The sequence below is a fragment of the Streptomyces sp. DSM 40750 genome, from assembly GCF_024612035.1.
Taxonomy (GTDB): Bacteria; Actinomycetota; Actinomycetes; order Streptomycetales; family Streptomycetaceae; genus Streptomyces.
Genome location: NZ_CP102513.1, coordinates 3,032,163 through 3,055,503 on the forward strand (window position 1 = coordinate 3,032,163; position 23,341 = coordinate 3,055,503).

Here is a 23,341-nt window from a genome sequence, read left to right on the forward strand (position 1 = left end):
GTGAGACTACCCGAACAGGTAGCCGAACACGGCGTCCCCGACCCGCTGGTCGACGACATCCACGCCGTTCGCTTCCTCCCGCGCGAACTTCACGGCCTGCTGCAACTTCTCGACGCGACCGAGGATTTCGTTCACGCGCCGGGCGGGCAGGGCCCCCGAGAACTTCACGGTGGTCCAGTAACCGACCGGAATGTCCTCGTAGTACACCTCCACCTGAGCGGGGTGCTTGTCGGTCGCCTCGGCCTTCACATGGTTGCGCGGCACCTTCTTCGTCCGTACCGTCCGCACGGCCTCGGTCTTCCAGGCATCGGAGGACGGATCCTGCGCCCACGCCTCGGAGGCGTCGAGCACGGGCAGTTTCCGCACCAGCGTGTTGATCTCCCCGAGCTGCTTCTCGAGGAAGAGCAGATAGGCGACCGGCACATCGGCGACGAGCACCCGCCCCTCGACCTTCACATCCGCCCGTGCCGTGCAGTTGGCCCAGTCCTTGGTGGCGGTCACATCGAACAGCCGCGTGAGAATCCCCGCCGTCTCCCGCAACACGTCCTCCGCCCGCACCTGCACCCGAGTCGACTCGGGCGGCAACTGCTCACCCTCCTCGTCCTTCGGCTGATACGTACGCGCGATACCGGCCAGCAACGCCGGCTTCTGCAGCCCATGATGAGCAGCCGTCAGGTCCTGATGAGACTTGGCCTTGACGCCTTTCTCGACTGCGATGATCTGATTGAGTTTCGCCACGTGGGAGACGGTAACAGCGGAAGTGCGATCTCCTCGAAGGATTATTCGTAAGGGGCGCATGCCCGGCTCGCCGTGGGGAATTGCTCCCCCTCAGCCTTACCTGACCTCCCCGAAGAGCGTCTCGACATCGGAAACCCTCTGCACGGGCTCGGACGGTTCCGCGCGCAGTCCCACGATGATCCCTTCGACCGCCCGCGACCCCACCCGCTCAGCAGCCGCTTCTCGTTCGTCACCCACTCACCGCGCGCCGCCGGCACGCCGTGCGCGCCCTGGGCCGCGGCTGCGGCGATGGCGTGCCGACGCCACCTTCTCGACGGGCGCCGAGTTCGTCCAGGACGGCGACATCCTCGCCGGCCAGCCCCCTCCCGTCGCGGCCTCGGACGACTGGCGACCAACTTCCGACGACCGACGAACTGCCGCCTGCCGCCTGCCGCCTGCCAACTTTCGACGACCGCCTGCCGACTGCCGACTGCCGACTGCCGACTGCCGACTGACTGATCCGGCCACGGCTTCCACGCCCACCAATTCAGCCACTGGTTCAGCCGCCGCCTCGGCCACCGTTTCGGCCACCGCTTCGGCCCCAGCAACTCCGCCTCCATCCTCTTCGATCAATTGTCAGTGGCGTGCGCTTGAATGAAATCGTCGTCACAGAGAGTGACGATCGAGAGGTCTTCGGGATGCGTCGGGGTGTCTTCGGGGTGCGCTGAAGCGCGACGCCGGGGAGCCAAGGCGTGCCGGGAGCTACGGGGGAGGCAGTGCGATGGGTGGTCATGCGGAGGACGGGCAGCGGTATGTGTCGTTGGCCGGGCTGCGGGTGCGCGGGTGGACCGGTGGGATGGTCCATCGGCTGCTCGGGGCGGCGGACCGGCTCAGTGTGAACCCTCGCTTCAGGGACGCGCCGAGGGTGCGGCTGTACCGGCTGGATCGGGTCGAGGCGGCCGAGCGGAGTGACGAGTTCCGGGCGGTTGCGGAGTCCTCGGGGCGGCGATCGGAGGCGGTACGGGCCGCGATGCGGCGACGGAGGGAGGATGTCCTGGAGCGGATCAGGAACGAGCCGATCGACGTGCCCCGCCTGGATCCGGGCACGTTGGCGCTACGGGCGGTGGAGCACCGGGCCCGTAGGGAAGCGGAGTGGGGACGGACGGGAGGTGACGGGAGGATCGTGAACGGTCCCGTCGACCGTTCCTCGCTCGACCCATGGAAGGTCGACTACCTGCGCCATCGTCTCCGCCACTACGACCAGCTCCTGGAGACACTGCCCGGCCACGGGCGGAGTTCCGGACGTTCGGAGGCCGCGACGCTGTTGCGGGAGAGGATCTGCGCGGCCATCGCGGAGGCGTACCCGCCCCTTGCACAGGAGTGCGAAAGGCAAGCGCGTGATCAAGGAGTTGGTCCACCTCTTCAGTGAAGCGGGCGGTCGAGTAGTCGCCGGCGCAGGCAGTCGAGGCGGTGGCGTCCCTACGCTCCGGCCTATGCGAACGCGAAATGATCAAGCCCAACGCGTGCACGAACGCCTGTCTGCCGGTGCCTTTCTGTGCCCGGCTGTCGGCCCCGCCGAGGACCGCCGGTTCGGGCACTGGGATCTCGCCTCACTCGCCGAGGGCGCCCTCGGCGAGTGCGTCGACCCGGACTCGCTCACGCCCGCACGCGAGCGGGAGTTACGGATCCGGCTGGGTTCGCACGGGCGGGTGTACCGGAACGACGACGAGTACCGAAGGAGGTGTTGGATCAGGGAGCCGGAGAGTGCGGACAGCAACGGGGCCGGCCGTCGTCGCACCCGGCCGGGCATCGTCGGTACGGTCGCCGTCGACACCTGGCCCATCGGCGCGGGCGCGCTGCTGGTCACCTCGCTCTACGTCCACCCGGTCGCCCGGCGGCGCGGACTCGCCACCGCGGTGCTGGACACGGTGTACGAGGCGTGCCGCGCGGAAGGCCTGCACGGGTTCCGTCTCGACGCGTACTGGACCTGGCAGAAGTCCGTCCGCCACTACCTCAACCGCGGCCTGTGGGTCACTTCGTGGAAGCACTCCCTCGGATTCGCCCGCCTCTCGTACCTCCCCAGGTACGAGGTCCGGGCAGTCACGGCGGCCGGGGACGGGGCGCGTCTGACCTTCTCCGTGGCCGCCGGTTCCGGCGCGGCCACAGCCTGCGGCGACACGCTCGTGCCGTTCCTCGTCGCGAGCAGCGAGGACGGACGACTGCGACTGCGGGAGACCGGGGAGAGCGTACGGCCGGCGGACGAGCGTGACGCCGTACGGCTGCGGTTCTACGCGCGGTCGACGCTGGCCCTGCATCTGGCCGTGCGGGGGCGCCCGTTGGTACGAGGAGAGGAGGAATGGGCCATGGCGGAACGGTGGTGCGACATCGGGGAGCCGGAGGGGCTCGCCTACAAGATCGGGATCTTCGAGCGGGTGGCACGAGAGGAGGGATGGCGTGTGGACAGTCCGTACGGTGATGTGGTGCCCGGGGCGACGGCGGGATAGCGGCGGCGCTGCCGCAGCGGCGTCACACCCGTGGCGTCGCGGGCACTGAGGTCGCGGGCACTGGGATCGCGGCACTGGCGTCGGCCCGGAATTCGATTGCCTCGGCCGCGTGGAATGCACATGATCGGCAGGTTGTCCTCTACTGGGAGCCGTCATGATTCAGCGCACCACCGTCCCCAGCCTCTTTCCGCCGCCCGTCTACTCACACGCGTCCGTCGTGGAGGCGGGGACGAAACTGGCGTTTCTCGCCGGTTCCGTTCCGCTGGACGCCGAGGGGAAGCTGGTGGGAGAGGGGGATCCGGTACGGCAGGCCGAGCAGGTGCTGGCGAACCTCGGGGAGCAACTGCGGGCGGTGGGCAGCGACTTCGCACACGTCGTGTCGACCGACGTGTACGTCGTGAGCGGCGAGCCCTCGGTCCTCTCCGCGGTCTGGGACGTCGTCGAGGCATCCGGCCTCAGCACCGGCCCCCACTCGTCGACCCTGCTCGGCGTGGCCTGCCTCGGCTACACGGGCCAGTTGGTGGAGATCACTGCGACGGCGGTGGTCCCGGAGCCGTAGGGTCCCCAAGGGCAGATCACGCGGGGACGCCCTCGGCCCCAAAGGACGTGGCGCTGTGTCGATTTGCGGCTCCGCCGCGTGGCACGCCCAGCGGCCGAAAGCCCGCAGACGCCAACGACGACGGGGCACCCCCTACCGCGCCCCGGTCCCCCAGCTCCTCCTCTTGGGCAACGGCTTCGCATAGCCCCCCGCCCGGCTGGTCGTCAGCCCCAGCGACACCAGCGACTCGGCGAGTTTCACCGCCGCCCCCACCCCGTCGACGACCGGCACCCCCAGCTTCTCCCCCACGGTCCGCTGCAGCCCGGTCATCCCCGCGCACCCCAGGACCAGGACCTCGGCCCCGGCGTCCCGGGCCCGCTGCCCGGCGGTGAGGAAGGCGCGGTTGGTGCGGTCGGAGTCGGCGAGGTCGAGGACGCCGAGCCCGGTGCCGACGATCGCCGCGCAGTTGCGGCCCACCCCGGCGGCCTCCAGGCTGTCCTCGATCTGCCCGCAGGAGCGTTCGAGTGTGGTGACGACGCCGTAGCGCCGCCCGAGCAGACAGGCGAGGTGGGCGGCGGCCTCGGTGATGTCGACGACGGGGACGTCCACCAGTTCGCGCGCGCCCTCGCGCCCGTGCTCACCGAACCCGGCCATGACGACGGCGTCGTACGGCTCCTCGTAGGTCCGCAGGGTGTCGAGGACGGCGGCGGCCGAGAGGTAGCTGTCGAGCCAGCCCTCCGCGGATTCGGGACCCCAGGCGGGAGTCAGTCCGGTCACGGTGGTGCCCGGGCCGGCGGCGGCCCGGGCACCTCGCACGATCTCCTCGGTCATCTCCTGCGTGGTGTTGCAGTTGGTGACGACGATGCGCACGCTCAGCCCTCCGCTGCGGTGGGCTCGGCGATCGTGCTCTCCGTGCTCTCCGTGCTCTCCGTGTTCTCAGCGGCCCGCTCGTCCCGGCACAGCACCGCGTACAGCCCGGCGGCCAGCGCCGTTCCGATGAACCAGGAGTACGGGGCGACCGCGCTGAAGGTCCCCACCAGGGCGAGGACGGCCGAGACAGCCGCGGCCGGCAGGAACGCCCACAGCGCCTTGGGGTTGACGCCCTTGCGGTAGTAGTAGCGGGAGCCGGGCTCGGCGTTGAAGAGTTCGTCGACGTCGATGCGGCCGCGCTTGACCCAGAAGTAGTCGAGCATGATCACGCCGAACAGCGGACCGAGGAAGGCGCCCAGGCCGCCGAGGAAGTACTGCACGACGGTGGGGTTGGAGAAGAGGTTCCACGGGGTCACGACCAGCGCCGCGACCGTGCTGATCATGCCGCCGACCTTGAAGGTGATCTTCTGCGGCCAGACGTTGGCGAGGTCGTACGCCGGTGAGACGAAGTTGGCGACGATGTTGACGCCCATGGTGGCGATCGCGAAGGTCAGGGCGCCCAGGACGAGGATCCAGGTGTTGCCGATCTCGGCGACGAGGTGGGCCGGGTCGGTGATCGCCTTGCCGAAGACCTCGATCGAGCCCGCCGTGACGATGACCGAGACGACGACGAAGGCCGTGGAGTTGATGGGCAGGCCCCAGAAGTTGCCCCGCTTGACCGTGCGGTAGTCGGGCGCGAAGCGGGAGAAGTCGCAGAAGTTGAGCATCAGCGTGCCGTAGGTGGCGAGGACGAGCCCGATCGCGCCGAACCACTGCCGCCACTGCTCGCCGACGGAGACCGGGTTCGGTGTCGAGGTGAGGGAGATGGTCCAGCCGGCCTTGGCGAGGATCCACACGGCCAGCGCGATCATGACCAGCCAGATCGCCGGGCCGCAGAAGTCCTGGAACTTGCGGACCGACTCCATGCCCTGGCTGATGATCAGCGCCTGGATGAGCCAGAGGGCGACGAAGGTGACCCAGCCGAGCTGGTGCAGGCCGAGGAAGGAGTTGTGGGTCCAGGACTCCAGGCCCGGCCAGGCGGCCAGCAGCATGATGTTGACCGCCACGGACGCGAGATAGGTCTGGATGCCGTACCACATGATGGCGATCACGGCCCGGATGATGGCCGGGATGTTGGCGCCCCAGACGCCGAAGCTGATGCGGCTGACGACGGGGAAGGGCACGCCGTGGTGCTGCCCGATCTTCCCCATCCAGTTCATCCCGACATAGATGATCACGAAGCCGACGAGCAGCGACGTGAAGACCTGCCAGACGTTCATGCCGAGGACGAGCAGACCCGCGGCGAACGTGTAGTTGCCGAGGTTGTGGACATCGGACATCCACAGGGCGAAGAGGTCGAAGACCTTCCAGTTCCGCTTGTCGGCGGGTGCGAGGTCTTCGTTGGTGAGGCGGGGGTCGGGGACGAACGCGGTGGTGCCGGTGGCTTCGGCACTGTCGGCGAGGGACACGGGGCCTCCGGGAGCGAGAGGAGACGAGGGTGGGTGGTGGGGACTGGTGCGGCGACGGGTGCGGGACTGGCGTGGGGGACCAGCAGGACCACTTCGCGAGTTGTTTGGTATACCAAACTGCCGACATGGTCCTCCCGTCAACCATTCCGACCGATGTCGCTGTCGTTAACGCCACGTAAAACACCCTCGGAGTCGGCGAAGATTGCTCCATGAGCTCCCTGGCTCCGGAAGGAGCGAAGATCGAACCCCTCGGCGCGGTGCGCGAGCGCGTCCTGGGCACCCTGCGGCAGGACATCATCGCGGGGCGCCTCCGCCCGGGAGACCGGCTCGTGGAGCGCGAGCTGGCCGACCGTTTCGGGGTCTCCCGGGTGCCGGTCCGCGAGGCGATCCGCGCCCTGGTCGCCGAGGGCTTCGTCCTCTTCGAGACCCCGCGCCGGACGGTCGTCCGCCGCCTCACCCCGGCCGACGTGGCGGAACTCTTCGAACTGCGCGAGGCACTGGAGGTGTACGCCGCCGGGCTCGCCGCCTCCCGCGCCACCCCGGAGACCCTGGCGGAGCTGTCCGCCCTGCTCGACCGGGCGGCGGAGGCGACCCGCGCCGGGGACGCCGAGACGATCACCGACATCAACACCCGTTTCCACGACCGGGTCCTGGCCATGGCCGGCAACAGTCTGCTCATCTCCGTCATGGAACCGGTCGACGGCCGCCTGCGCTGGCTCACCCGCCGCAACACCGAGTGGTCCCAACTCCTCACAGAACACCGTGAGTTGTACGAGGCCATCGCCTCCGGCGACCCGGACCGCGCCCGCAGCCACGCGCTCACCCACGTCCGCACCAACTACCGGTCGACGGTGCGGCACCTGTTCGGCGAGGACGGCGACGACGGCGACGACATCGCCTGAGCACCGTGAGACGACATCGCCCTAAACCCTGGTGAACCGTGAGCACCGCTCTGCCTACACTCTGCCGACCGTCAACTCAGGCAGGCATTCAGGCAGTTGGGAAGTGAGCATGGTCAGCAGACGTGGGCTGTTGAGCGGAGCGGCGATCGTGGGCGTGGGGGCGTTCACGGGAGTGGCGGGGAGCGCGGGCACCGCCGCGGCCGACGCACCGCTCAACACTCCGTTCACCCCCGTCACGGCACCGCATCTGGCCGAGGCCGAGCGGATGGTGCACTACCAGCGTCTCCTGGCGTCCGGCTATCTGCCGGGCGGCCTCATCGGGCACTGGCCCCTGGACGGCACGGGCGCCGACCGCTCCGGCCGCGGCCGCCCCGTCACCCTCGGCTCCGGCGCGGACTGGTCGGCCCTGCGCGCCGGCGGCGACCTGAGCTTCGACGGCACGTCGAACGCGTACGCGGCGACGACCTCCGTCCTCGACACGACGGCCCCGTTCACGGTCTCTGCCTGGGTGCGCCTGTCGGACGACGCCGACTCCCCGGCCAAGCCGGACACCATGTACACCGCGGTCAGCCAGGACGGCACGTCCGCCAGCCGCTTTCTGCTCCAGTACGACCCGGAGTTCTCCACTTGGGCGTTCAAGGTGCGCAGCGAGGACCAGAGCGCCAAGGTCTCGGCCGTCGCCACCACCGCCGCCGAGCCCGGGGTCTGGACACATCTGACCGGAGTGTGGGACGGCACGCGGGTCCACCTGTACGTGAACGGCCGACTGGAGGGCAGCGCCGCCACCACCCTGTCCTGGGCCGCGACGCAGGGCTTCAACATAGGCCGCGCCAAGTGGGACGGCGCCCCGGTGAACCGCTTCAAGGGCGCCATCGACGACGTACGGGCCTACGGCCGCGCGCTCTCCGCCGACGAGATCTCGATCATCAGCGGGCTCACGGCCAAGGACAACAACGTCTACCTCGTGGGCGCCTCGTCGACGGTCACCTGGGGCACACCCGACGACCTGACCAGCTGGATCGCCCGCGCCCGCTGCTCCTCCTTCATCACCTGGGTGCTCCGGCACACCTACGGCTGGGCCACCGTCGAGTACTTCAGGCAGTACTTCCAGGACGGCATCCCCGAGGCCGCCGACTATCGCAAGGCCTTCACCGACGGCACCGGCGGCCCGCACTTCCAGCGCATCCGCAAGGTCGCCGACCTGCAGCCGGGCGACCTCATCGCAGTCGACTACAACGGCAGCGACCCCGACAACACCGGGCACATCGTGCTGGTCCGGCAGGTCAAGGGCGTGTACACCGGGACGGGCGTGCGCAGCGGCGAGACGCAGTACGCCGTCGAGGTCGTCGACATGACCTCCGCCCCGCACGGCGTGTACGGGCAGCCCAGCGCCACCACGCATCCGGACACCCGCATGGTCAGCAACGTCGACGGGGAGGACTTCACCGGCGTCGGCATCGGCCACATGATGTTCTACGCCTCGGACACCACGGGCGAGTTCTCCCGCTACCGCTGGAGCTCCTACGGCGCGTCGAAGGACTACGACGTCACCGCACGCCCCATCTCGGCGGCCCGCGTCGTCTGACGCCCGGCCCCGGGCATACGTCCGGCGCCCTTCACGCCACTCAGCCCTTGGCGTACTTGTCCGTCGCCTCCACCAGCGCCTCCGCCATGTCCGGCGCACCCGCGTTGTGTCCCACGTCGTCGATGAGGACCAACTCGCTGCCGGGCCAGGCGTGGTGGAGGCGCCAGACGATGCCGAGGAGGTTGCCGGGGTCGAGGCTGCCCTGGACCAGGGTGCCCGGGATGCCTTTGAGCAGGGGCGCGTCGCGCAGGACGACACCGTCCTCGTCGCCCTCGCCGAGGAAGTGGTCGTTGCCCCAGTAGTGGGTGACGGTGCGGGCGAAGGCGTAGCGGAAGACCGGGTCCTCGTAGCGCGGCACGGAGCGGGGCGGCTGCGCCGCGATGGCCGTCTCCCAGTCGGTCCAGGCCCGCGCGGCCCGCTCGCGCACCGCCTCGTCGGGCGACTCGAGCAGCCGGTTGTACGCGGCCGCCAGGTTCCCGTCGCGCTCGTCCTCGGGCAGCTCGGCCAGGAACCGATCGAAGGCTTCCGGCCAGAACTGTCCGAGTCCCCTGGTCAGCAGGGCGACTTCCGCGTCGGAACCCGTGGCGACACCGGTGAGGACCAGCTCGGTCACGGCCTGCGGATGCGTCTGCGCGTACCGCAGCCCCAGCACGGACCCCCACGACACGCCCCACACCAGCCACCGGCCGACCCCGAGGTGCCGCCGCAGCAGCTCCAGATCGGCGATCAGACGATCCGTCGTATTGACGCTCATGTCGGTCTCGTACGCGCTCGCCGGCGGCGTCGAACGCCCGCAGCCGCGCTGGTCGAGCAGCACGATCCGGTACGCCTCGGGGTCGAAGAGCCGCCGGAACCACGCGCCCGCCCCGGACCCCGGCCCGCCGTGCAGCACGACCGCGGGCCTGCCCCGCGGATTCCCGCAGACCTCCCAGTACACGCGGTTGCCGTCCCCGACGTCGAGCATGCCGTGGTCGTACGGTTCGATCTCCGGATAGATGGGCATTGCGCGACCCTAACCGGCGTACGACGGCGTCGGCAGCCGCTTTTCCGCCGGGCCCCGAGCCCTGCTTACGACATGACGCTCAGCCCTGCGGACTCCGCCGCCGTACACAGGACCTCACGCAGCATGGCGGGGGTCAGCCGGCCGGTGAAGGTGTTGCGCTGGCTCACGTGGAAGCAGCCGAAGAGGTCGAGCCCGTCGAGCGGTACCTGGGTGCCGTGGCCGAAGGCTGGTCGCGGCCGGGGCACGTGCCAGCCGGCCTCGGTGAGCGCGGGCAGCGTGGCCTGCCAGCCGAAGGCCCCGAGCACGATCACTGCCCGCAGCGTCGGTCGCAGGAGCTCCAGCTCCCGGACCAGCCAGGGCCGGCAGGTGTTCCGTTCCTCCGGGGTCGGCTTGTTGGCGGGCGGCGCGCAGTGCACGGGCGAGGTGATCCGTACGCCGTACAGCTCCAGTCCGTCGTCGATGGCGACCGCCGTGCCGCGCGAGGCCAGGCCCACATCGTGCAGCGCCGCGTACAGCACGTCGCCAGATCGGTCGCCGGTGAACATGCGCCCGGTCCGGTTCGCGCCGTGCGCGGCGGGGGCGAGCCCGACGATCAGCAGCGCCGCGTCGGGCGGCCCGAACCCGGGCACCGGCCGCCCCCAGTACTCCTGGTCGGCGAACGCGGCCCGCCTGGTGCGCGCCACCTCTTCCCGCCACTCGACCAGCCGCGGGCAGGCCCGGCACCCGGTGATCCGCGCATCGAGCGCGGCCAGCCCTGTGCCACCGCCCCCGCCTCCACCGCCGTTGCCGCTGTCACCGCCTCTGTCGCTGCCCATGCCTCCACGGTACGTCCGGTGATCGCCTCCCCGAGGCGGCCTACTGGAGAGCTAAGGTCGAGGCATGGCTTCTGAAGATACGGAAGGTATGGAGGAGCGGGCGAGCGGTCCGGGCACCACGAACCGGGCTTCCGACCCGGCGGCGGCAGCTGCCGAGGCCGCCCGCCCCACGAGCGGCGAGACCGTGCGCATCGACAGCTGGATCTGGTCCGTCCGTCTGGTCAAGACCCGCTCGATGGGCGCCACCGCCTGCCGGGGCGGCCACGTCCGCGTCAACGGCGAACGTGTCAAGCCCGCGTACGCGGTGCGCGTCGGCGACGAGGTACGGCTCCGCCAGGCCGGGGGCCACGAGCGGATCGTCGTCGTCAAGCGTCTGATCCGCAAGCGGGTCGGCGCGCCCGTCGCCGCCGAGTGCTACGTCGACAACTCCCCGCCGCCCCCGCCCCGCGAGGCCACCGCCCCCGCCGGCATCCGTGACCGCGGCACCGGCCGCCCCACCAAACGCGACCGCCGCGACCTGGAACGCCTCCGAGGCCTGGCCGAGGCCGCGAACGCCGAGCGCCACCGCCGCGCCACGTAGGCCCACGAAGGGCCCCAGGTAGGCGGTGGGCATCGCCGAGGGGCTTCCCGGTAGTCGTCGGGAAGCCCCTCGGCGATGCCCGGCCGCGCAAGTATGGCCGCAGCGGTCACGCCTCCCGTCGCACCAGCCGTACCGGTCCGGCCACGTCCTGGCGTCGAGCCCAGGCGATCAGAGCGAGCGGGACGATCAGGATGAGCGGTGTCGCCGCGTACTCCCCCTCGAAGGCGGTGATCTGTGTGATGAACGCTCCCACCATCAGCGCGCTCAGCGCCCCAGCCGCGACCGAGGCCAGCGCGGGGATCAACAGTCCGATGGCACCCGCCAGTTCGAGCGCACCGATGGTGTACATCCCCGCGCTTCCCCAGCCGAGCGTGTCGAAGGACTCGACGGCCGACGGGTGCGCGATCAGCTTGGGCAGCGCGCTCGCGAACGCGTAGAACAGCGCGAGCACGATCTGCAGCGCGCGCAGCGAGATCCGTGCGCCCTTGCTGCGAGCGGTGCCCTTCGTGCCGGCGGCGGGCGCGGCCGAGCAGGAGACGGACGCGACGCGGGTGACGGGAGCGGTGGTCTCGGACATGGGATCTCCTGTGTGAAGCGGTTCCGTATTGCTGTCACAGAGGTAGACCGGGCGACTGCTCCGAACTCATCGCTGTCCGCCGGAAATCGGCGCCGAAATCTCTGACTCCCCCTCAACCCCCGTCAGCCCCTCACTCCCCCGTCAGCGCGTGCTCCGCCGTCAGCCGCTCAGCCCGCCGGCACCACCTTCACCCAGACCCGGTCCTCCGTCAGATACCGGTCCACCTTGAGCCCCGCCTCCCCCAGCGCCTCCTCGAACTGCTCCTTGGTCAGCGGCCGCGCCCGGAACGTCTGGGTCCACTCGCCGTCCGGGAAGACGTACTCCGCGCGCACCGCATTGACCCCGTCGCCGACCGGTTCTGTCGAGACGATGCGGATGGTGAAGCCTCGGGGGTCGACCCGCTCCCGGGGCACGTTCGTGTGGTAGTCCTCTCCCTCGCGCTGGATCAGCACGAAGCCGTCGTCCGCGACATGCCGCAGACAGGTCGCGAGCAGGCCGCGCCGCACCTCGGGGTCCCCGGTGTGGACGAGGAACGACGCGAGCAGCACCACGTCGAACTTCTCGCCCAGATCGAGTTCCTCGATCGGGCCGCATATCGTGCGGGCCCCGCGCACCCGCTCCAGCATCTCCGCCGACTCGTCGACGGCCGTGACGGTGAATCCCCGCTCGATCAGTGGGTGGGTCATGCGGCCCACCCCGCTACCCAGTTCGAGAATGCGCGCACCCGCGGGCGCGATGCCCGCGATCACCTCCGGTTCGTCCCCCACCGGCAGCCGCGAGTACAGCTCGACCGCGCAGCCGTCCGGGGTGATCGCGCCGGGTCCGGTCCCCTCGTATCCCTCACGCATCTGAATGCTCATATCCGTCCAACGGCCGGGCGGACACGGGCCGTTCCTCTCAAGCGTCACCCGATAGAGTGAACCTGCGTGCCCTTGAGTCAATGGTGTCGATCGCACCTCACCACGTGAACCACCCGTGCCCGCTGTACCAGTGCCCACCGGTCCGCAGATGGTCGACCACGGTCCGCTCGAGACTCGTCCGGCGCGGCAGCGTCTCCACCGGCAGGTCCGGATCCCCGAAGACGAAGCGAATCGGCAACTCGTCCGCGGGTTCGCTGGTGCCGCAGGCGATCCGGAACCGCTCCTGGAACCGGACGATGTTGGAGCCCGCCGGCAGATACCTCTTCAGCTGCGGGTCCAGGAGCCAGGAGTGGCAGCAGCCCGCCGTGTAGCGCTCTTCCGGGAAGTGACGCGCGAAGAAGTCGCGGGCCAGCGCCAGCGACCGGTCGCACGCTTCCGGGGTCAGGGGCCCCGCGTAGTCGGGTATGTGCAGGTCGAGGCATGGATCTCCGGGCCGTAGCTCAAGGCCGGCCGCTGCCAGCGCGACTCCTTCCCGTCCACTCACACGTGACCGCTGGTACTGCAGCCGGCCGAGCTGCAACAGCTCCCCGTGGAAGTGGAGCGAGAACCAGGTCGGCGCCACCAGCCCGCCCACGCCGTACCGCCGGCGGTGCAGCACCAGGCCGCGGCCGAGATCCGCGAGGGTGCGCCGGGAGATGTCGTCGGCGATGCCGCGCCGGCGATGGTACGCGCGTACGTACGGCAGGGCCGCGGCGAAGACGTACACATGGAAGTAGCGGCCGAGCGGGCCCGACTCCAGGGGGAGCGGCAGGAGTCTCAGCCCCTTGCCGATCTTCCCCATGTCCCGGACGAGGCCACCGACGCACCGCCCGAGCAGCCAGGTCGCACTCTCGTCGTCAGCCAGCGCCCGGCGCAGGGCGATCAGGTCGTTGATGTCCTCGTACGGCACGGCGAGGTCCACCAGCACATCGAGCAGGTCGTCGGCGTCCGGCAGCCGCGCCTCCATTCCCGGGGCGTCCTCGCCCTCCTCCAGGCTCTTCAGCCAGTCGGCGAGCTTCTCGTCCGCTCGCAGCGCGTCCAGCAGCACCGTTGCCTCCCCCGCCCACCACACCGGTCTTCTGGAGAACGTACGGGCCGGAGAGTACGTTTCCGAGTAGGACGAGTAGGAGGAGTAGGACCAATAGGACGAGCAGGAGCGGCGATCCCTATGCGTACCGGCAGTGAACCGAGGACAGCGCGCAGTGCCCTGCGGATGCGTCTCTGGCTGAGCGTCTGGGGTCTGATCTGGGCGATCGCCGGGACAGCGGCCTTCGCTCTCGCCGGCCGCCCCGGCTGGGCCATCGCCTGTGGTGTGCTGTCACTGATCGTCACGGTCGACCTGGCGATGATCCTTCGCCACATCCACCAGGGTCCGCACTACCAGCCGGGCCGCGACATCCCGCCGTACCAGCCGCCGAGGCACCGCCACCCGTAGGGGTCGAGGGCGCCGGAGGCCGTCAGGAGTCGAACCGTGCCGCTTCCAGGTACTGCGGGTTCGGGTCGAGGGCCGCGGCGAGCCGGAAGTGGCGTTTGGCCTGGTCGTCGCGGGCCTGGCGCTGATAGGTGCGGGCCAGGGCGAAGTGCGCGAACGCGTTGTCCGGCTCGCGCTCCAGGACGATGGTGAACTCCAGCTCGGCGGGCCGCAGTTGGGCCGCCGCGAAGAAGGCGCGGGCGCGCAGCAGCCGGGCCGCCGTGTTCTCGGGGTGCTCGGCTATGACTCGGTCGAGCAGCTTGACCGCGCCCCGCGGATCGCGCGCGGCGAGCAGCTGCTCGGCGGCGCGGAAGTCGATGACGTGCGTCTCCGGGGTACGTCCGGTGGAACCGCTGGTCTCGGGCACGGCTGAGTCCTTCCCTTGCTGCGACGGTTCAACGCACCCTGAGAGCCCGCTATTCCTGTGAGTGTTCTACTCCTGTGATTGTTCGGATCGCTCCCGGGACGTGTGTGCCCGATGAGTGAGATCCGTCCATACGTCCCGCACCCGTCGGCGCAGGTCTTCCAGGGGTACGTCGTTGTCGATGACGATGTCCGCGATCTCCAGGCGCTTCTCGCGGGTCGCCTGGGCGGCCATGCGCGCGCGTGCGTCCTCCTCCGTCATGCCGCGCAGGCGTACGAGGCGGTCGAGCTGGGTCTCGGGGGCGGCGTCCACGACGACCACGAGGTCGTACAGCGGGGCGAGGCCGTTCTCGGTGAGCAGGGGTACGTCGTGGATGACGACGGCGTCCTCGGCGGCGGAGTTCTCCAGCTCCCTGGAGCGGGCGCCCACCAGGGGGTGCACGATCGCGTTCAGCGCGGCGAGCTCGGCCGGGTCCGCGAACACGATGGAGCCCAGCTTGGGGCGGTCCAGGCTGCCGTCCGGCGCGAGAACGTCCTCACCGAAGGTCTCGACGACCGCCGCAAGCCCCGGGGTGCCGGGGGCGACGACCTCGCGTGCGATCCGGTCCGCGTCGATCAGCACGGCGCCGTGCTCCACGAGCAGCCGCGACACCTCGCTCTTGCCGGCGCCGATACCGCCGGTGAGACCCACTTTCAGCATGCACGGCAGCTTAGGCCCTGCCACGGACACGCCTGGGGGAGGCCCCGATTTCCAGGCCTCCCCCAGCTCTGAATTCAGGACCTCCCACGGCTGCGGAGGCGGGCTCGGAAGGGCTCAGCCCTCGCCCTCCCGCTCCGCCAGGAACTTCTCGAACTCGCGCCCGATCTCGTCCGCGGACGGGATCTCGACGGGCTCGGCGAGCATGTTGCCCCGCGTCTCGGCGCCCGCAGCAGCGTCGTACTGGTGCTCGAGGCCCTGTACGAGAGCGACCAGCTCCTCGTCGCCCTCCCGGATCTGCCGGTCGATCTCGGTCTGCGTGCGGTGCGCCTCCGTACGCAGGGAGTGCGCGACGGAGGGCAGCACCAGACCGGTGGCGGCCGTGACGGCCTCCAGGACGGTCAGGGCGGCGTCGGGGTAGGGCGAGCGGGCGATGTAGTGCGGCACGTGCGCGGCGACGCCCAGCACGTCCTGTCCGGCCTCCATGAGGCGGTACTCCACGAGCGCCTCGGCGCTGCCGGGCACCTGGGCCTCCTCGAAGGGGCTGCGGTGGCCGGGCACCAGCTCGGCCCGGTTGCCGTGCGGGGTGAGGCCGACCGGGCGGGTGTGCGGGACGCCCATGGGGATGCCGTGGAAGTTCACCGAGAGGCGCACGCCGAGCCGCTCCACGATCTGCTGGACGGCGGCCGCGAAGCGCTCCCACTCCACGTCCGGCTCGGGGCCCGACAGCAGCAGGAAGGGTGCTCCGGTGGCGTCCTGGACGAGCCGGACGTCCAGCGTCGGCTCCTCGTAGTCGGTCCAGCGGTCGCGCTTGAACGTCAGCAGTGGGCGCCGCGCCCGGTAGTCCACGAGCCGGTCGTGGTCGAAGCGGGCCACCACCTGGTGGGGCAGTGAGCCGAGGAGCCGGTCGACGATCTGGTCGCCCGTCTCACCCGCGTCGATGTATCCGTCGAAGTGGTAGAGCATGACAAGTCCCGCCGACTCCTGGGCGAGCGCCATGTCGACGACTGCCAGGCCCTTCGGCTCCCATGCGTACAAACCCTGCGGATCAAGCACTGTGACCGCTCCTCCTCGTGTTCGTACTCCCCAACGCGGGACAAGGGCCCGGCATTCCCGGAAACCCACGGCCGGCTCATACGCGGAACTCACCCCCGAGGAGCGCGAACGGCGGGCGGTGGCCGCTGGTCTTCGAGACGACGGCCCCCGTACGCACACGCCGGGCCCCGATCGCTTCGGTGAGCGCCTTCATATCGCCGCCCACGACGACCACCTCGGTCTGTGTGCCATGTGCTCGGCTCCCCTTTCCGACCATGAATGACCGAGTAAGCCTGTCAGCGGCCGGTTACAACCCGCCAGCTACTTGCATATCGCACACGTTTCCCGCGGCGCGCGCGTCCAACGGGCTGGACACCCGGCCGCCTCCGCCGCCCCCACTGTCGGCGATCGTTCCGCAGGGCGATGGGGGCACCTCCCGGTCGAGCGCGAGGCCGAGAGTGGGGAGAGCGGGCACAGCCGGCAGCGTCGGGCGCCCCTCCAGCCAAGGCCAGCGGCACCCGGACACACTTCGGGCCCGCATCCAAGATGGATGCGGGCCCGAAGTGTTATCGGCTAAACCTCAGCCGTGAGCGTTCAGCTCTGGCCACCCGCCAGCTTCTCGCGAAGCGCGGCGAGAGCCTCGTCCGAGGCCAGGGCACCAGAGGTGTCCGCACCCTCGGAGGAGTACGAGCCACCGCCGCCCGCGGCCGGAGCCGCACCCGCGGCGTCGCCGCCCTCGGCCGCGGCAGCGGCGTCGGCCTCGCGGGACTTGATGACCTGCTGCTGGTGCTGCTCGAAGCGGGTCTGCGCCTCGGCGTACTGGCGCTCCCACTCCTCGCGCTGCTTCTCGTAGCCCTCGAGCCAGTCGTTGGTCTCGGGGTCGAAGCCCTCGGGGTAGATGTAGTTGCCCTGGTCGTCGTACGACGCGGCCATGCCGTACAGGGTCGGGTCGAACTCGACCGAGGCCGGGTCGGCACCGAAGGACTCGTTGGCCTGCTTCAGCGAGAGGCTGATGCGACGACGCTCGAGGTCGATGTCGATGACCTTGACGAAGATCTCGTCGTTGACCTGGACGACCTGCTCCGGGATCTCCACGTGGCGCTCGGCCAGCTCGGAGATGTGGACCAGACCCTCGATGCCCTCGTCCACGCGGACGAACGCACCGAACGGAACCAGCTTCGTGACCTTGCCGGGCACGACCTGGCCGATCTGGTGGGTCCGGGCGAACTGCTGCCACGGGTCTTCCTGGGTCGCCTTCAGCGACAGGGAGACACGCTCGCGGTCCATGTCGACGTCGAGGACCTCGACAGTGACCTCCTGGCCGACCTCGACAACCTCGGAGGGGTGGTCGATGTGCTTCCAGGACAGCTCGGAGACGTGAACCAGACCGTCGACGCCACCCAGGTCCACGAAGGCACCGAAGTTGACGATCGAGGAGACGACGCCGGAACGGACCTGACCCTTCTGGAGGGTCGTGAGGAACGTCTGGCGGACCTCGGACTGGGTCTGCTCCAGCCAGGCGCGGCGGGACAGGACCACGTTGTTGCGGTTCTTGTCCAGCTCGATGATCTTGGCCTCGAGCTCCTTGCCCACGTAGGGCTGGAGGTCGCGAACGCGGCGCATCTCGACCAGGGAGGCCGGGAGGAAGCCACGGAGGCCGATGTCGAGGATGAGACCACCCTTGACGACCTCGATGACGGTACCGGTGACGATCCCGTCCTCTTCCTTGATCTTCTCGATCGTGCCCCAGGCACGCTCGTACTGAGCGCGCTTCTTGGACAGGATGAGGCGGCCTTCCTTGTCCTCCTTCTGGAGAACGAGGGCCTCGATCTCATCGCCCACGGCGACGACCTCGTTCGGGTCGACGTCGTGCTTGATGGAGAGTTCGCGGCTCGGGATAACGCCTTCGGTCTTGTAACCGATGTCGAGCAGGACCTCGTCCCGGTCGACCTTCACGATGACGCCGTCGACGATGTCGCCGTCGTTGAAGTACTTGATCGTCTCGTCGATCGCGGCGAGGAAGGCTTCCTCGTTACCGATGTCGTTGACCGCAACCTGCGGGGTGGTGGCGGTGGTCTCGGTGCTGCTCGTCATGTGGGAAAGGGCTCCGGTACGGACATTGAAGTCGTAGGTACTGCTACGCCGGGAGCCCGTATCGCTCTGAAGAAGCCGGACAGCCAAGGAAGCACCACACCAGGCAAAAAAGCCGGTGGCGCCTCGAAAACCGAGGGGACATACGACAGATGCGAGCGCAGCCTGCTACGTCTGAGGTGCGCAGGCCCGCAGCGCAACTTGTAGCATACGGGGGCAGCCAGGCAGGGTCAATGCGCGAAGGCGCACACCCGGGGCGGATCGCCCCATACCCGGCACAAAACCTGTCCCAGGAGGCCACGCAGGCCTGAGACACCCCATTCGTGTCACCGCCGAAGCGGGTCTCGCCACGCAGGTTACGGAAGAGTACGACGAGGGAGCCGATCATCCAAGAGCCCAATGTCCACGAAGCCGCCGAGACCCACGGGGCCACCGGTTCCGTCGAGGCCGCCGAAGCGGAGGCCACCCGGCGCGAGGCCGGGGTGACGGAGAGTTCCCGGGCCAACCGGGGCTGGTGGGACCGCAACGCCGACGAGTACCAGATCGAGCACGGCACATTTCTCGGCGACGACCGTTTCGTATGGGGCCCGGAGGGGCTCGACGAGGTCGAGGCGGAGCTGCTGGGACCGCCCGAGGAGCTGAAGGGCAAGGACGTCCTGGAGATCGGTGCCGGCGCCGCGCAGTGCGCGCGCTGGCTGGCCGCCCAGGGTGCCCGTCCGGTCGCCCTGGATATCTCCCACCGCCAGCTCCAGCACGCGCTGCGAATCGGCGGATCGTTCCCTCTCGTGTGCGCCGACGCCGGCGACCTGCCCTTCGCGGACGCCTCCTTCGACCTGGCGTGTTCGGCGTACGGGGCGCTGCCCTTCGTCGCCGACCCCGTGCGGGTGCTGCGGGAGGTCCGCCGCGTCCTGCGCCCCGGCGGCCGTTTCGTCTTCTCGGTGACCCATCCGATCCGCTGGGCCTTCCCCGACGAGCCGGGCCCGGAGGGCCTGTCCGTCTCCGGCTCCTACTTCGACCGCACGCCGTACGTCGAACAGCGCGTCGAGAACGGCGTGGAACGGGCCGTGTACGTGGAGCACCACCGGACGATCGGCGACCGCGTCCGGGACGTCGTGGCCGCGGACCTGAGGCTGGTCGACCTGGTCGAGCCGGAGTGGCCCGCCTGGAACACCTCCGAGTGGGGCGGCTGGTCGCCACTGCGCGGGAACCTGATCCCGGGGACGGCGATCTTCGTGTGCGCGCGGGACTGAGGCGGGAACGGGACTGCGCCGAGCGACAAGAAAAGCGACAAGAGAAGCGACAAGAAAGAGGCACGCGCGCGTAGGGGGCGATTTCGGGGGCGTACGACACTAGGGGCGTGATCCGTTACGACGCCCTGGAAGCGCTGCCCGTACGCGCCGCCCTGCCCGGTCTGGACGCCGCCCTGGAGGGACACGGCACCGCCGTCCTGGTCGCGCCGCCCGGAACCGGGAAGACGACGTTGGTGCCGCTGGCCCTGGCGGGGCTGCTGGACGGCGGGCCGGTACGGCGGGTGGTCGTCGCCGAGCCGCGGCGGATCGCGGCGCGGGCGGCGGCGCGGCGGATGGCGTGGCTGCTGGGCGAGAAGGTCGGCCAGAGCGTCGGCTACACGGTGCGCGGCGAGCGGGTCGTGGGGCCACGCGCGCGCGTGGAGGTCGTCACGACCGGTGTACTGCTGCAACGGTTGCAACGGGACCAGGAGCTGCACGGCGTCGACGTCGTCGTGCTCGACGAGTGTCATGAGCGGCATCTGGACGCGGACACCGTGGCGGCGTTCCTGCTCGATGTGCGCGAGGCGCTGCGGCCCGAGCTGCGGCTGGTGGCCGCGTCCGCGACGACGGACGCGGAGGGCTGGGCACGGCTGCTGGGCGGGGCACCCGTGGTAGAGGCGGAGGGAGTGTCCTACCCCGTGGAGGTGGTGTGGGCGCCGCCGGTCCGTCGCTCCCCCACTCTCGGCTTCGCTCGCGCGGGAGGTGCCCCCAGGCCGCCGCACGGGATGCGGGTGGACCCGGCGCTGCTGACGCACGTGGCGTCGGTGGTGCGGCGAGCGCTGGCCGAGCGGCAGGGGGACGTCCTCTGCTTCCTGCCGGGCGTGGGCGAGATCGCGCGCGTGGCCGGGCAACTGGGCGGTCTCGGTGACATGGAGGTGCTCCAGGTGCACGGGCGGGCGCCGGCCGCCGTGCAGGACGCGGTGCTGGCGGGCGGGGAGCGTCGCCGGGTGGTCCTTGCGACCTCGGTGGCCGAGTCGTCGCTGACCGTGCCCGGGGTGCGGGTGGTCGTCGACTCCGGGCTCGCGCGGGAGCCGCGTGTCGACCACGCACGCGGGCTCAGCGCCCTGACGACGGTACGGGCCTCGCAGGCGGCCGGGCGGCAGCGGGCCGGGCGGGCCGGGCGCGAGGCCCCCGGCGCGGTCTACCGGTGCTGGGCGGAGGCCGAGGACGCACGTCTGCCGCGCTTTCCGTCGCCGGAGATCAGGGTGGCCGACCTGACCGCGTTCGCCCTCCAGGCGGCCTGCTGGGGCGACCCGGACGCCTCCGGACTCGCCCTCCTGGACCCACCGCCGAGCGGAGCGATGGCGGCGGCTCGGAGCATCCTTTCCGCGATCGGCGCGGTCGCCCCCACGGGGCACGCCACGGAGCGCGGTGTACGCATGTCCCGCCTCGGCCTCCACCCCCGGCTGGCGCGCGCTCTTCTCGACGCGACGCCCCTCGTGGGACACGAGCGCGCGGCGGAGGTCGTCGCGCTACTGAGCGAGGAACCCCCACGCGAGTACGGCGACGACCTCGCCGCCGCGCTGCGAGCCGCCCGGCGCGGAGGCGACGCCTACGCGAGGCGGTGGCGCACCGAGGTCCGGCGTCTGCGAGCCGCATCGCCGCCCGCGCCTGCGGCGCGGGCCCTTTCCCGACCGGAACCCGCCCATGACTCTCTCCCGGGCGAAGCGAGCGCCGATGCTGCGGGGAACGGCGGGGAGACCGACGGGCAGAAGGGTGGAAGCGCCACCGCAGATGCCGGGGGCGACAGGGGTGCCGGGGTTGTGGTGGCGCTCGCGTTTCCTGAGCGGGTGGCCAAGCGGGGTGGCGGGTCGTATCTCATGGCTTCCGGGACTCGGGCCGAGGTGGGGGAAGGGTCCGGGCTGGGTGGTGCCGAGTGGGTGGCCGTGGCTGTGGCTGATCGGGGTGTGGGGGCCGGGCATGCGCGGGTGCGGCTGGGGGTCGCGATCGACGAGGGGGTTGCCCGGGAGGCGGCCGGGGCTCTGTGCAGCCAGGGGGAGGAGGTCGTCTGGCGGGAGGGGGATGTCGTTGCCCGGCGGGTGGAGCGGCTGGGGGCCGTGGAGTTGGCGGTGCGGCCGTTGAGGGAAGCGGCGCCCGGGCTCGTACGGGAGGCGCTTGTCGAAGGGCTGCGGGTCGAGGGGCTCGGGCTGTTGCGGTGGTCGCAGGATGCGGAGCGGTTGCGGGAGCGGATCGCGTTCGTGCGGGAGCGGGTCGGGGAGCCCTGGCCCGAGGTTTCGGACGACGCGCTGCACGCGTGCGTGGCGGAGTGGTTGGAGCCGGAGTTGAGCCGGGCCCGACGGCGGGCGGATCTGGCGCGGATCGATGCCGGGGAGGCGCTCAAGCGGTTGCTGCCGTGGGCCACGGGGGACGCCGTACGGCTGGACGAGCTGGCGCCGGAGCGGATCGAGGTGCCGAGCGGGTCCCGGATCCGGGTGGACTACACGCGGCCCGAGCAGCCGGTGCTTGCGGTGAAGTTGCAGGAGATGTTCGGGGTGCAGGAGTCGCCTGTGCTGGCCGGTGTGCCGGTGCTGGTGCATCTGCTGTCCCCCGCCGGGCGGCCCGCCGCCGTGACCGCCGATCTCGCCTCGTTCTGGCGGGACGGGTACAAGGCCGTACGGGCTGAGTTGCGCGGGCGGTATCCCAAGCATCCGTGGCCGGAGGACCCGGCGACGGCCGAGCCGACCCGGTACACGAACGCGCGGCTCAGGCGGTGACCGGCTCGGGCGCCGGGGGCTTGCTGGACTCCGGTTCGCCGGGCCTGCGGCCGCGGGCCTCGACGTAGAGGGAGAGGGCCAGGAGCAGGAGGCCCAGGCCCAGGAAGCCCCAGGGCAGGTAGGAGGTCATCAGGAGGACGAGGACGCGCTGGGACGTGACGAGGTCGACGGTGTGTTCGATGTAGTCCTCGCGCATCTTCACATGGCCGGCGAATGCGGTCACCTTCTCCCGGTCGCCCAGGAGTGTGCCGCCGCGGAGTTCCTCCTTGTGGATCTCCTCGCCGTAGACGGGCGCGCCGGTGACGGGTTCCACCCAGAACTTGCGGACCGTCGTGTACCAGCGGGTCGTGCCCGTCTCGGCGACCGTCTCGCGGGTGATGCCCTCGACGGGCATGGTCCGGGGGAAGGGGACCTTGGTCCAGGGGATGGTCTGTTCGAAGTAGTAGACCTCCACGCCCCGGAAGTCCTGGGTGCCCTTGTAGTGGATGGGGGCCGTGATCCGGGCCTGGGCGTCGAAGTACTCGTAGTCCCTCTTCTCCGTGAGGAAGGGCCACTTGAATTCCAGACCCTCCCGCCGCACGGGGTCGCCGTCGACCATCTCGCCCTTGGCGTGGACGGGTTCCTGGGTGTGGGCGTCGAAGATGTACCGCTCGGGGATCCTGGAGACCATCTCGCCGTCCGGGCCCTGGACGTACGACAGGCCGTCCCAGACGACGACGTCCCGGTCGGTGCCCTTCTCGATCTCCTCGGAGACCTCCACGTTGCCCTTGAGCGTCTGCACGATGGTGACCTTCGGGACCGTCCGCTCGGTCATCGTCCCGTAGTCGAGGAGCGTCGCGTCCTTCGCCTCCAGGACCATGTCCTGGTACTGGTTCGCCGGGATCTTTGCCAGGTTCGGGAAGGCGTACCAGCGCAGCAGTGGGGACAGCGCCGTGCAGAACACGGCGAGCGCGAGCAGGATCAGGCCGGCCCTTCGGCGCATCGCGGCCTCCTTCCCGGGCGGTTGTGGATGTGCGGCCACCCTCGGCTATGGATGTGCGGGCACCGTCGTCAGCAACGGCTTCGGTGACGTCTCCCCCGTCGGTGAGCCCAGCGCCGTGATCGTGAACACCAGGGCGAAGGCGAGGGCGAGACCGGTCGCCGCGGCGATCAGGGCGCGCATACGGACCTCCCGACTACGGGT

24 protein-coding genes are annotated in these 23,341 nt (G+C 70.4%); 9 read left to right on the forward strand and 15 right to left on the reverse strand.

From position 1 onward, the window contains the following. Window positions 1–6 precede the first annotated feature (6 nt). Window positions 7–738, reverse strand: a complete 732-nt coding sequence (locus JIX55_RS13525) for a DUF7873 family protein (RefSeq protein WP_257563550.1) — start codon at window positions 736–738, stop codon at window positions 7–9. Between the two features lie 760 nt (window positions 739–1,498). Here JIX55_RS13525 and JIX55_RS13535 point away from each other — a divergent pair. From JIX55_RS13535 to JIX55_RS13545, 3 genes are all read left to right on the forward strand, one after another. Beyond that, window positions 1,499–2,146, forward strand: coding sequence for a hypothetical protein (locus JIX55_RS13535; RefSeq protein WP_257563551.1), 648 nt, complete (start codon window positions 1,499–1,501; stop codon window positions 2,144–2,146). A gap of 64 nt (window positions 2,147–2,210) precedes the next feature. Then, window positions 2,211–3,221 (forward strand): GNAT family N-acetyltransferase, encoded by a 1,011-nt coding sequence (locus JIX55_RS13540; RefSeq protein ID WP_257563552.1) that lies wholly within the window; start codon window positions 2,211–2,213, stop codon window positions 3,219–3,221. 154 nt (window positions 3,222–3,375) lie between these two features. Continuing rightward, window positions 3,376–3,780, forward strand: a complete 405-nt coding sequence (locus JIX55_RS13545) for a RidA family protein (RefSeq protein WP_257563553.1) — start codon at window positions 3,376–3,378, stop codon at window positions 3,778–3,780. A gap of 132 nt (window positions 3,781–3,912) precedes the next feature. On the opposite strand, the gene JIX55_RS13550 is transcribed toward JIX55_RS13545, so the two are convergent. Continuing rightward, window positions 3,913–4,629, reverse strand: coding sequence for an aspartate/glutamate racemase family protein (locus JIX55_RS13550; protein ID WP_257563554.1), 717 nt, complete (start codon window positions 4,627–4,629; stop codon window positions 3,913–3,915). A 2-nt stretch (window positions 4,630–4,631) separates the two neighbouring features. Beyond that, window positions 4,632–6,137 (reverse strand): NCS1 family nucleobase:cation symporter-1, encoded by a 1,506-nt coding sequence (locus tag JIX55_RS13555; protein ID WP_257563555.1) that lies wholly within the window; start codon window positions 6,135–6,137, stop codon window positions 4,632–4,634. 209 nt (window positions 6,138–6,346) lie between these two features. Between JIX55_RS13555 and JIX55_RS13560 the strand changes: the two genes are divergently transcribed. After that, entirely contained in the window at window positions 6,347–7,039 is a 693-nt protein-coding gene (locus JIX55_RS13560) for a GntR family transcriptional regulator (RefSeq protein WP_257563556.1), read from the forward strand. A 109-nt stretch (window positions 7,040–7,148) separates the two neighbouring features. Further along, on the forward strand, window positions 7,149–8,624 hold the full coding sequence (locus tag JIX55_RS13565) for a LamG domain-containing protein (protein WP_257563557.1): 1,476 nt from the start codon (window positions 7,149–7,151) through the stop codon (window positions 8,622–8,624). Window positions 8,625–8,664: 40 nt separating this feature from the next. Here JIX55_RS13565 and pip read toward each other — a convergent pair whose 3' ends face one another. Both pip and JIX55_RS13575 read right to left on the reverse strand, forming a co-directional pair. Then, window positions 8,665–9,627 (reverse strand): prolyl aminopeptidase, encoded by a 963-nt coding sequence (gene pip, locus JIX55_RS13570; RefSeq protein ID WP_257563558.1) that lies wholly within the window; start codon window positions 9,625–9,627, stop codon window positions 8,665–8,667. Window positions 9,628–9,692: 65 nt separating this feature from the next. After that, complete coding sequence (locus tag JIX55_RS13575; protein ID WP_257563559.1) at window positions 9,693–10,442, reverse strand: uracil-DNA glycosylase; 750 nt, start codon at window positions 10,440–10,442, stop codon at window positions 9,693–9,695. Between the two features lie 64 nt (window positions 10,443–10,506). Here JIX55_RS13575 and JIX55_RS13580 point away from each other — a divergent pair, with 64 nt between their 5' ends. After that, complete coding sequence (locus JIX55_RS13580) at window positions 10,507–11,022, forward strand: RNA-binding S4 domain-containing protein (RefSeq protein WP_257563560.1); 516 nt, start codon at window positions 10,507–10,509, stop codon at window positions 11,020–11,022. A 106-nt stretch (window positions 11,023–11,128) separates the two neighbouring features. Here the strand turns inward: JIX55_RS13580 and JIX55_RS13585 are convergent, their stop codons facing one another. The 3 genes from JIX55_RS13585 to JIX55_RS13595 form a co-directional block, all read right to left on the reverse strand. Continuing rightward, on the reverse strand, window positions 11,129–11,599 hold the full coding sequence (locus tag JIX55_RS13585) for a DoxX family protein (RefSeq protein WP_257563561.1): 471 nt from the start codon (window positions 11,597–11,599) through the stop codon (window positions 11,129–11,131). Between the two features lie 167 nt (window positions 11,600–11,766). After that, entirely contained in the window at window positions 11,767–12,459 is a 693-nt protein-coding gene (locus tag JIX55_RS13590; protein WP_257563562.1) for a class I SAM-dependent methyltransferase, read from the reverse strand. A 97-nt stretch (window positions 12,460–12,556) separates the two neighbouring features. Next, window positions 12,557–13,546: an acyltransferase domain-containing protein gene (locus tag JIX55_RS13595; protein WP_257563563.1), complete on the reverse strand. Its 990-nt coding sequence runs from the start codon at window positions 13,544–13,546 to the stop codon at window positions 12,557–12,559. Between the two features lie 120 nt (window positions 13,547–13,666). On the opposite strand from JIX55_RS13595, the gene JIX55_RS13600 reads away from it, so the two are divergent. Further along, window positions 13,667–13,933: a DUF6343 family protein gene (locus JIX55_RS13600; protein ID WP_257563564.1), complete on the forward strand. Its 267-nt coding sequence runs from the start codon at window positions 13,667–13,669 to the stop codon at window positions 13,931–13,933. A 22-nt stretch (window positions 13,934–13,955) separates the two neighbouring features. On the opposite strand, the gene JIX55_RS13605 is transcribed toward JIX55_RS13600, so the two are convergent. The 5 genes from JIX55_RS13605 to rpsA all read right to left on the reverse strand — a co-directional run bounded on the left by JIX55_RS13605 (window position 13,956) and on the right by rpsA (window position 18,158). Then, window positions 13,956–14,336: a tetratricopeptide repeat protein gene (locus tag JIX55_RS13605; protein ID WP_086747400.1), complete on the reverse strand. Its 381-nt coding sequence runs from the start codon at window positions 14,334–14,336 to the stop codon at window positions 13,956–13,958. A 66-nt stretch (window positions 14,337–14,402) separates the two neighbouring features. Beyond that, complete coding sequence (gene coaE, locus JIX55_RS13610) at window positions 14,403–15,032, reverse strand: dephospho-CoA kinase (protein ID WP_257563565.1); 630 nt, start codon at window positions 15,030–15,032, stop codon at window positions 14,403–14,405. A gap of 114 nt (window positions 15,033–15,146) precedes the next feature. Continuing rightward, complete coding sequence (locus tag JIX55_RS13615; RefSeq protein ID WP_257563566.1) at window positions 15,147–16,085, reverse strand: PAC2 family protein; 939 nt, start codon at window positions 16,083–16,085, stop codon at window positions 15,147–15,149. A gap of 76 nt (window positions 16,086–16,161) precedes the next feature. Further along, window positions 16,162–16,290 (reverse strand): hypothetical protein, encoded by a 129-nt coding sequence (locus JIX55_RS13620; RefSeq protein ID WP_257563567.1) that lies wholly within the window; start codon window positions 16,288–16,290, stop codon window positions 16,162–16,164. 368 nt (window positions 16,291–16,658) lie between these two features. Next, window positions 16,659–18,158, reverse strand: a complete 1,500-nt coding sequence (gene rpsA / locus JIX55_RS13625; RefSeq protein ID WP_097262676.1) for a 30S ribosomal protein S1 — start codon at window positions 18,156–18,158, stop codon at window positions 16,659–16,661. Between the two features lie 320 nt (window positions 18,159–18,478). Between rpsA and JIX55_RS13630 the strand changes: the two genes are divergently transcribed. Beyond that, complete coding sequence (locus JIX55_RS13630; RefSeq protein ID WP_257563568.1) at window positions 18,479–19,405, forward strand: class I SAM-dependent methyltransferase; 927 nt, start codon at window positions 18,479–18,481, stop codon at window positions 19,403–19,405. 107 nt (window positions 19,406–19,512) lie between these two features. Further along, window positions 19,513–22,158, forward strand: coding sequence for an ATP-dependent RNA helicase (locus tag JIX55_RS13635; protein ID WP_257563569.1), 2,646 nt, complete (start codon window positions 19,513–19,515; stop codon window positions 22,156–22,158). On the opposite strand, the gene JIX55_RS13640 is transcribed toward JIX55_RS13635, so the two are convergent. Together JIX55_RS13640 and JIX55_RS13645 are read right to left on the reverse strand one after the other, a co-directional pair. After that, the gene (locus tag JIX55_RS13640) at window positions 22,148–23,140 is read right to left on the reverse strand and encodes a DUF3068 domain-containing protein (protein ID WP_257563570.1); all 993 of its coding nucleotides are present in this window, start codon (window positions 23,138–23,140) and stop codon (window positions 22,148–22,150) included. The genes JIX55_RS13635 and JIX55_RS13640 overlap by 11 nt on opposite strands. A gap of 45 nt (window positions 23,141–23,185) precedes the next feature. Next, a complete protein-coding gene (locus JIX55_RS13645) occupies window positions 23,186–23,320 on the reverse strand; it encodes an SPW_0924 family protein (protein ID WP_107065316.1) in 135 nt (44 codons plus the stop codon). Between the last annotated feature and the right edge of the window lie 21 nt (window positions 23,321–23,341).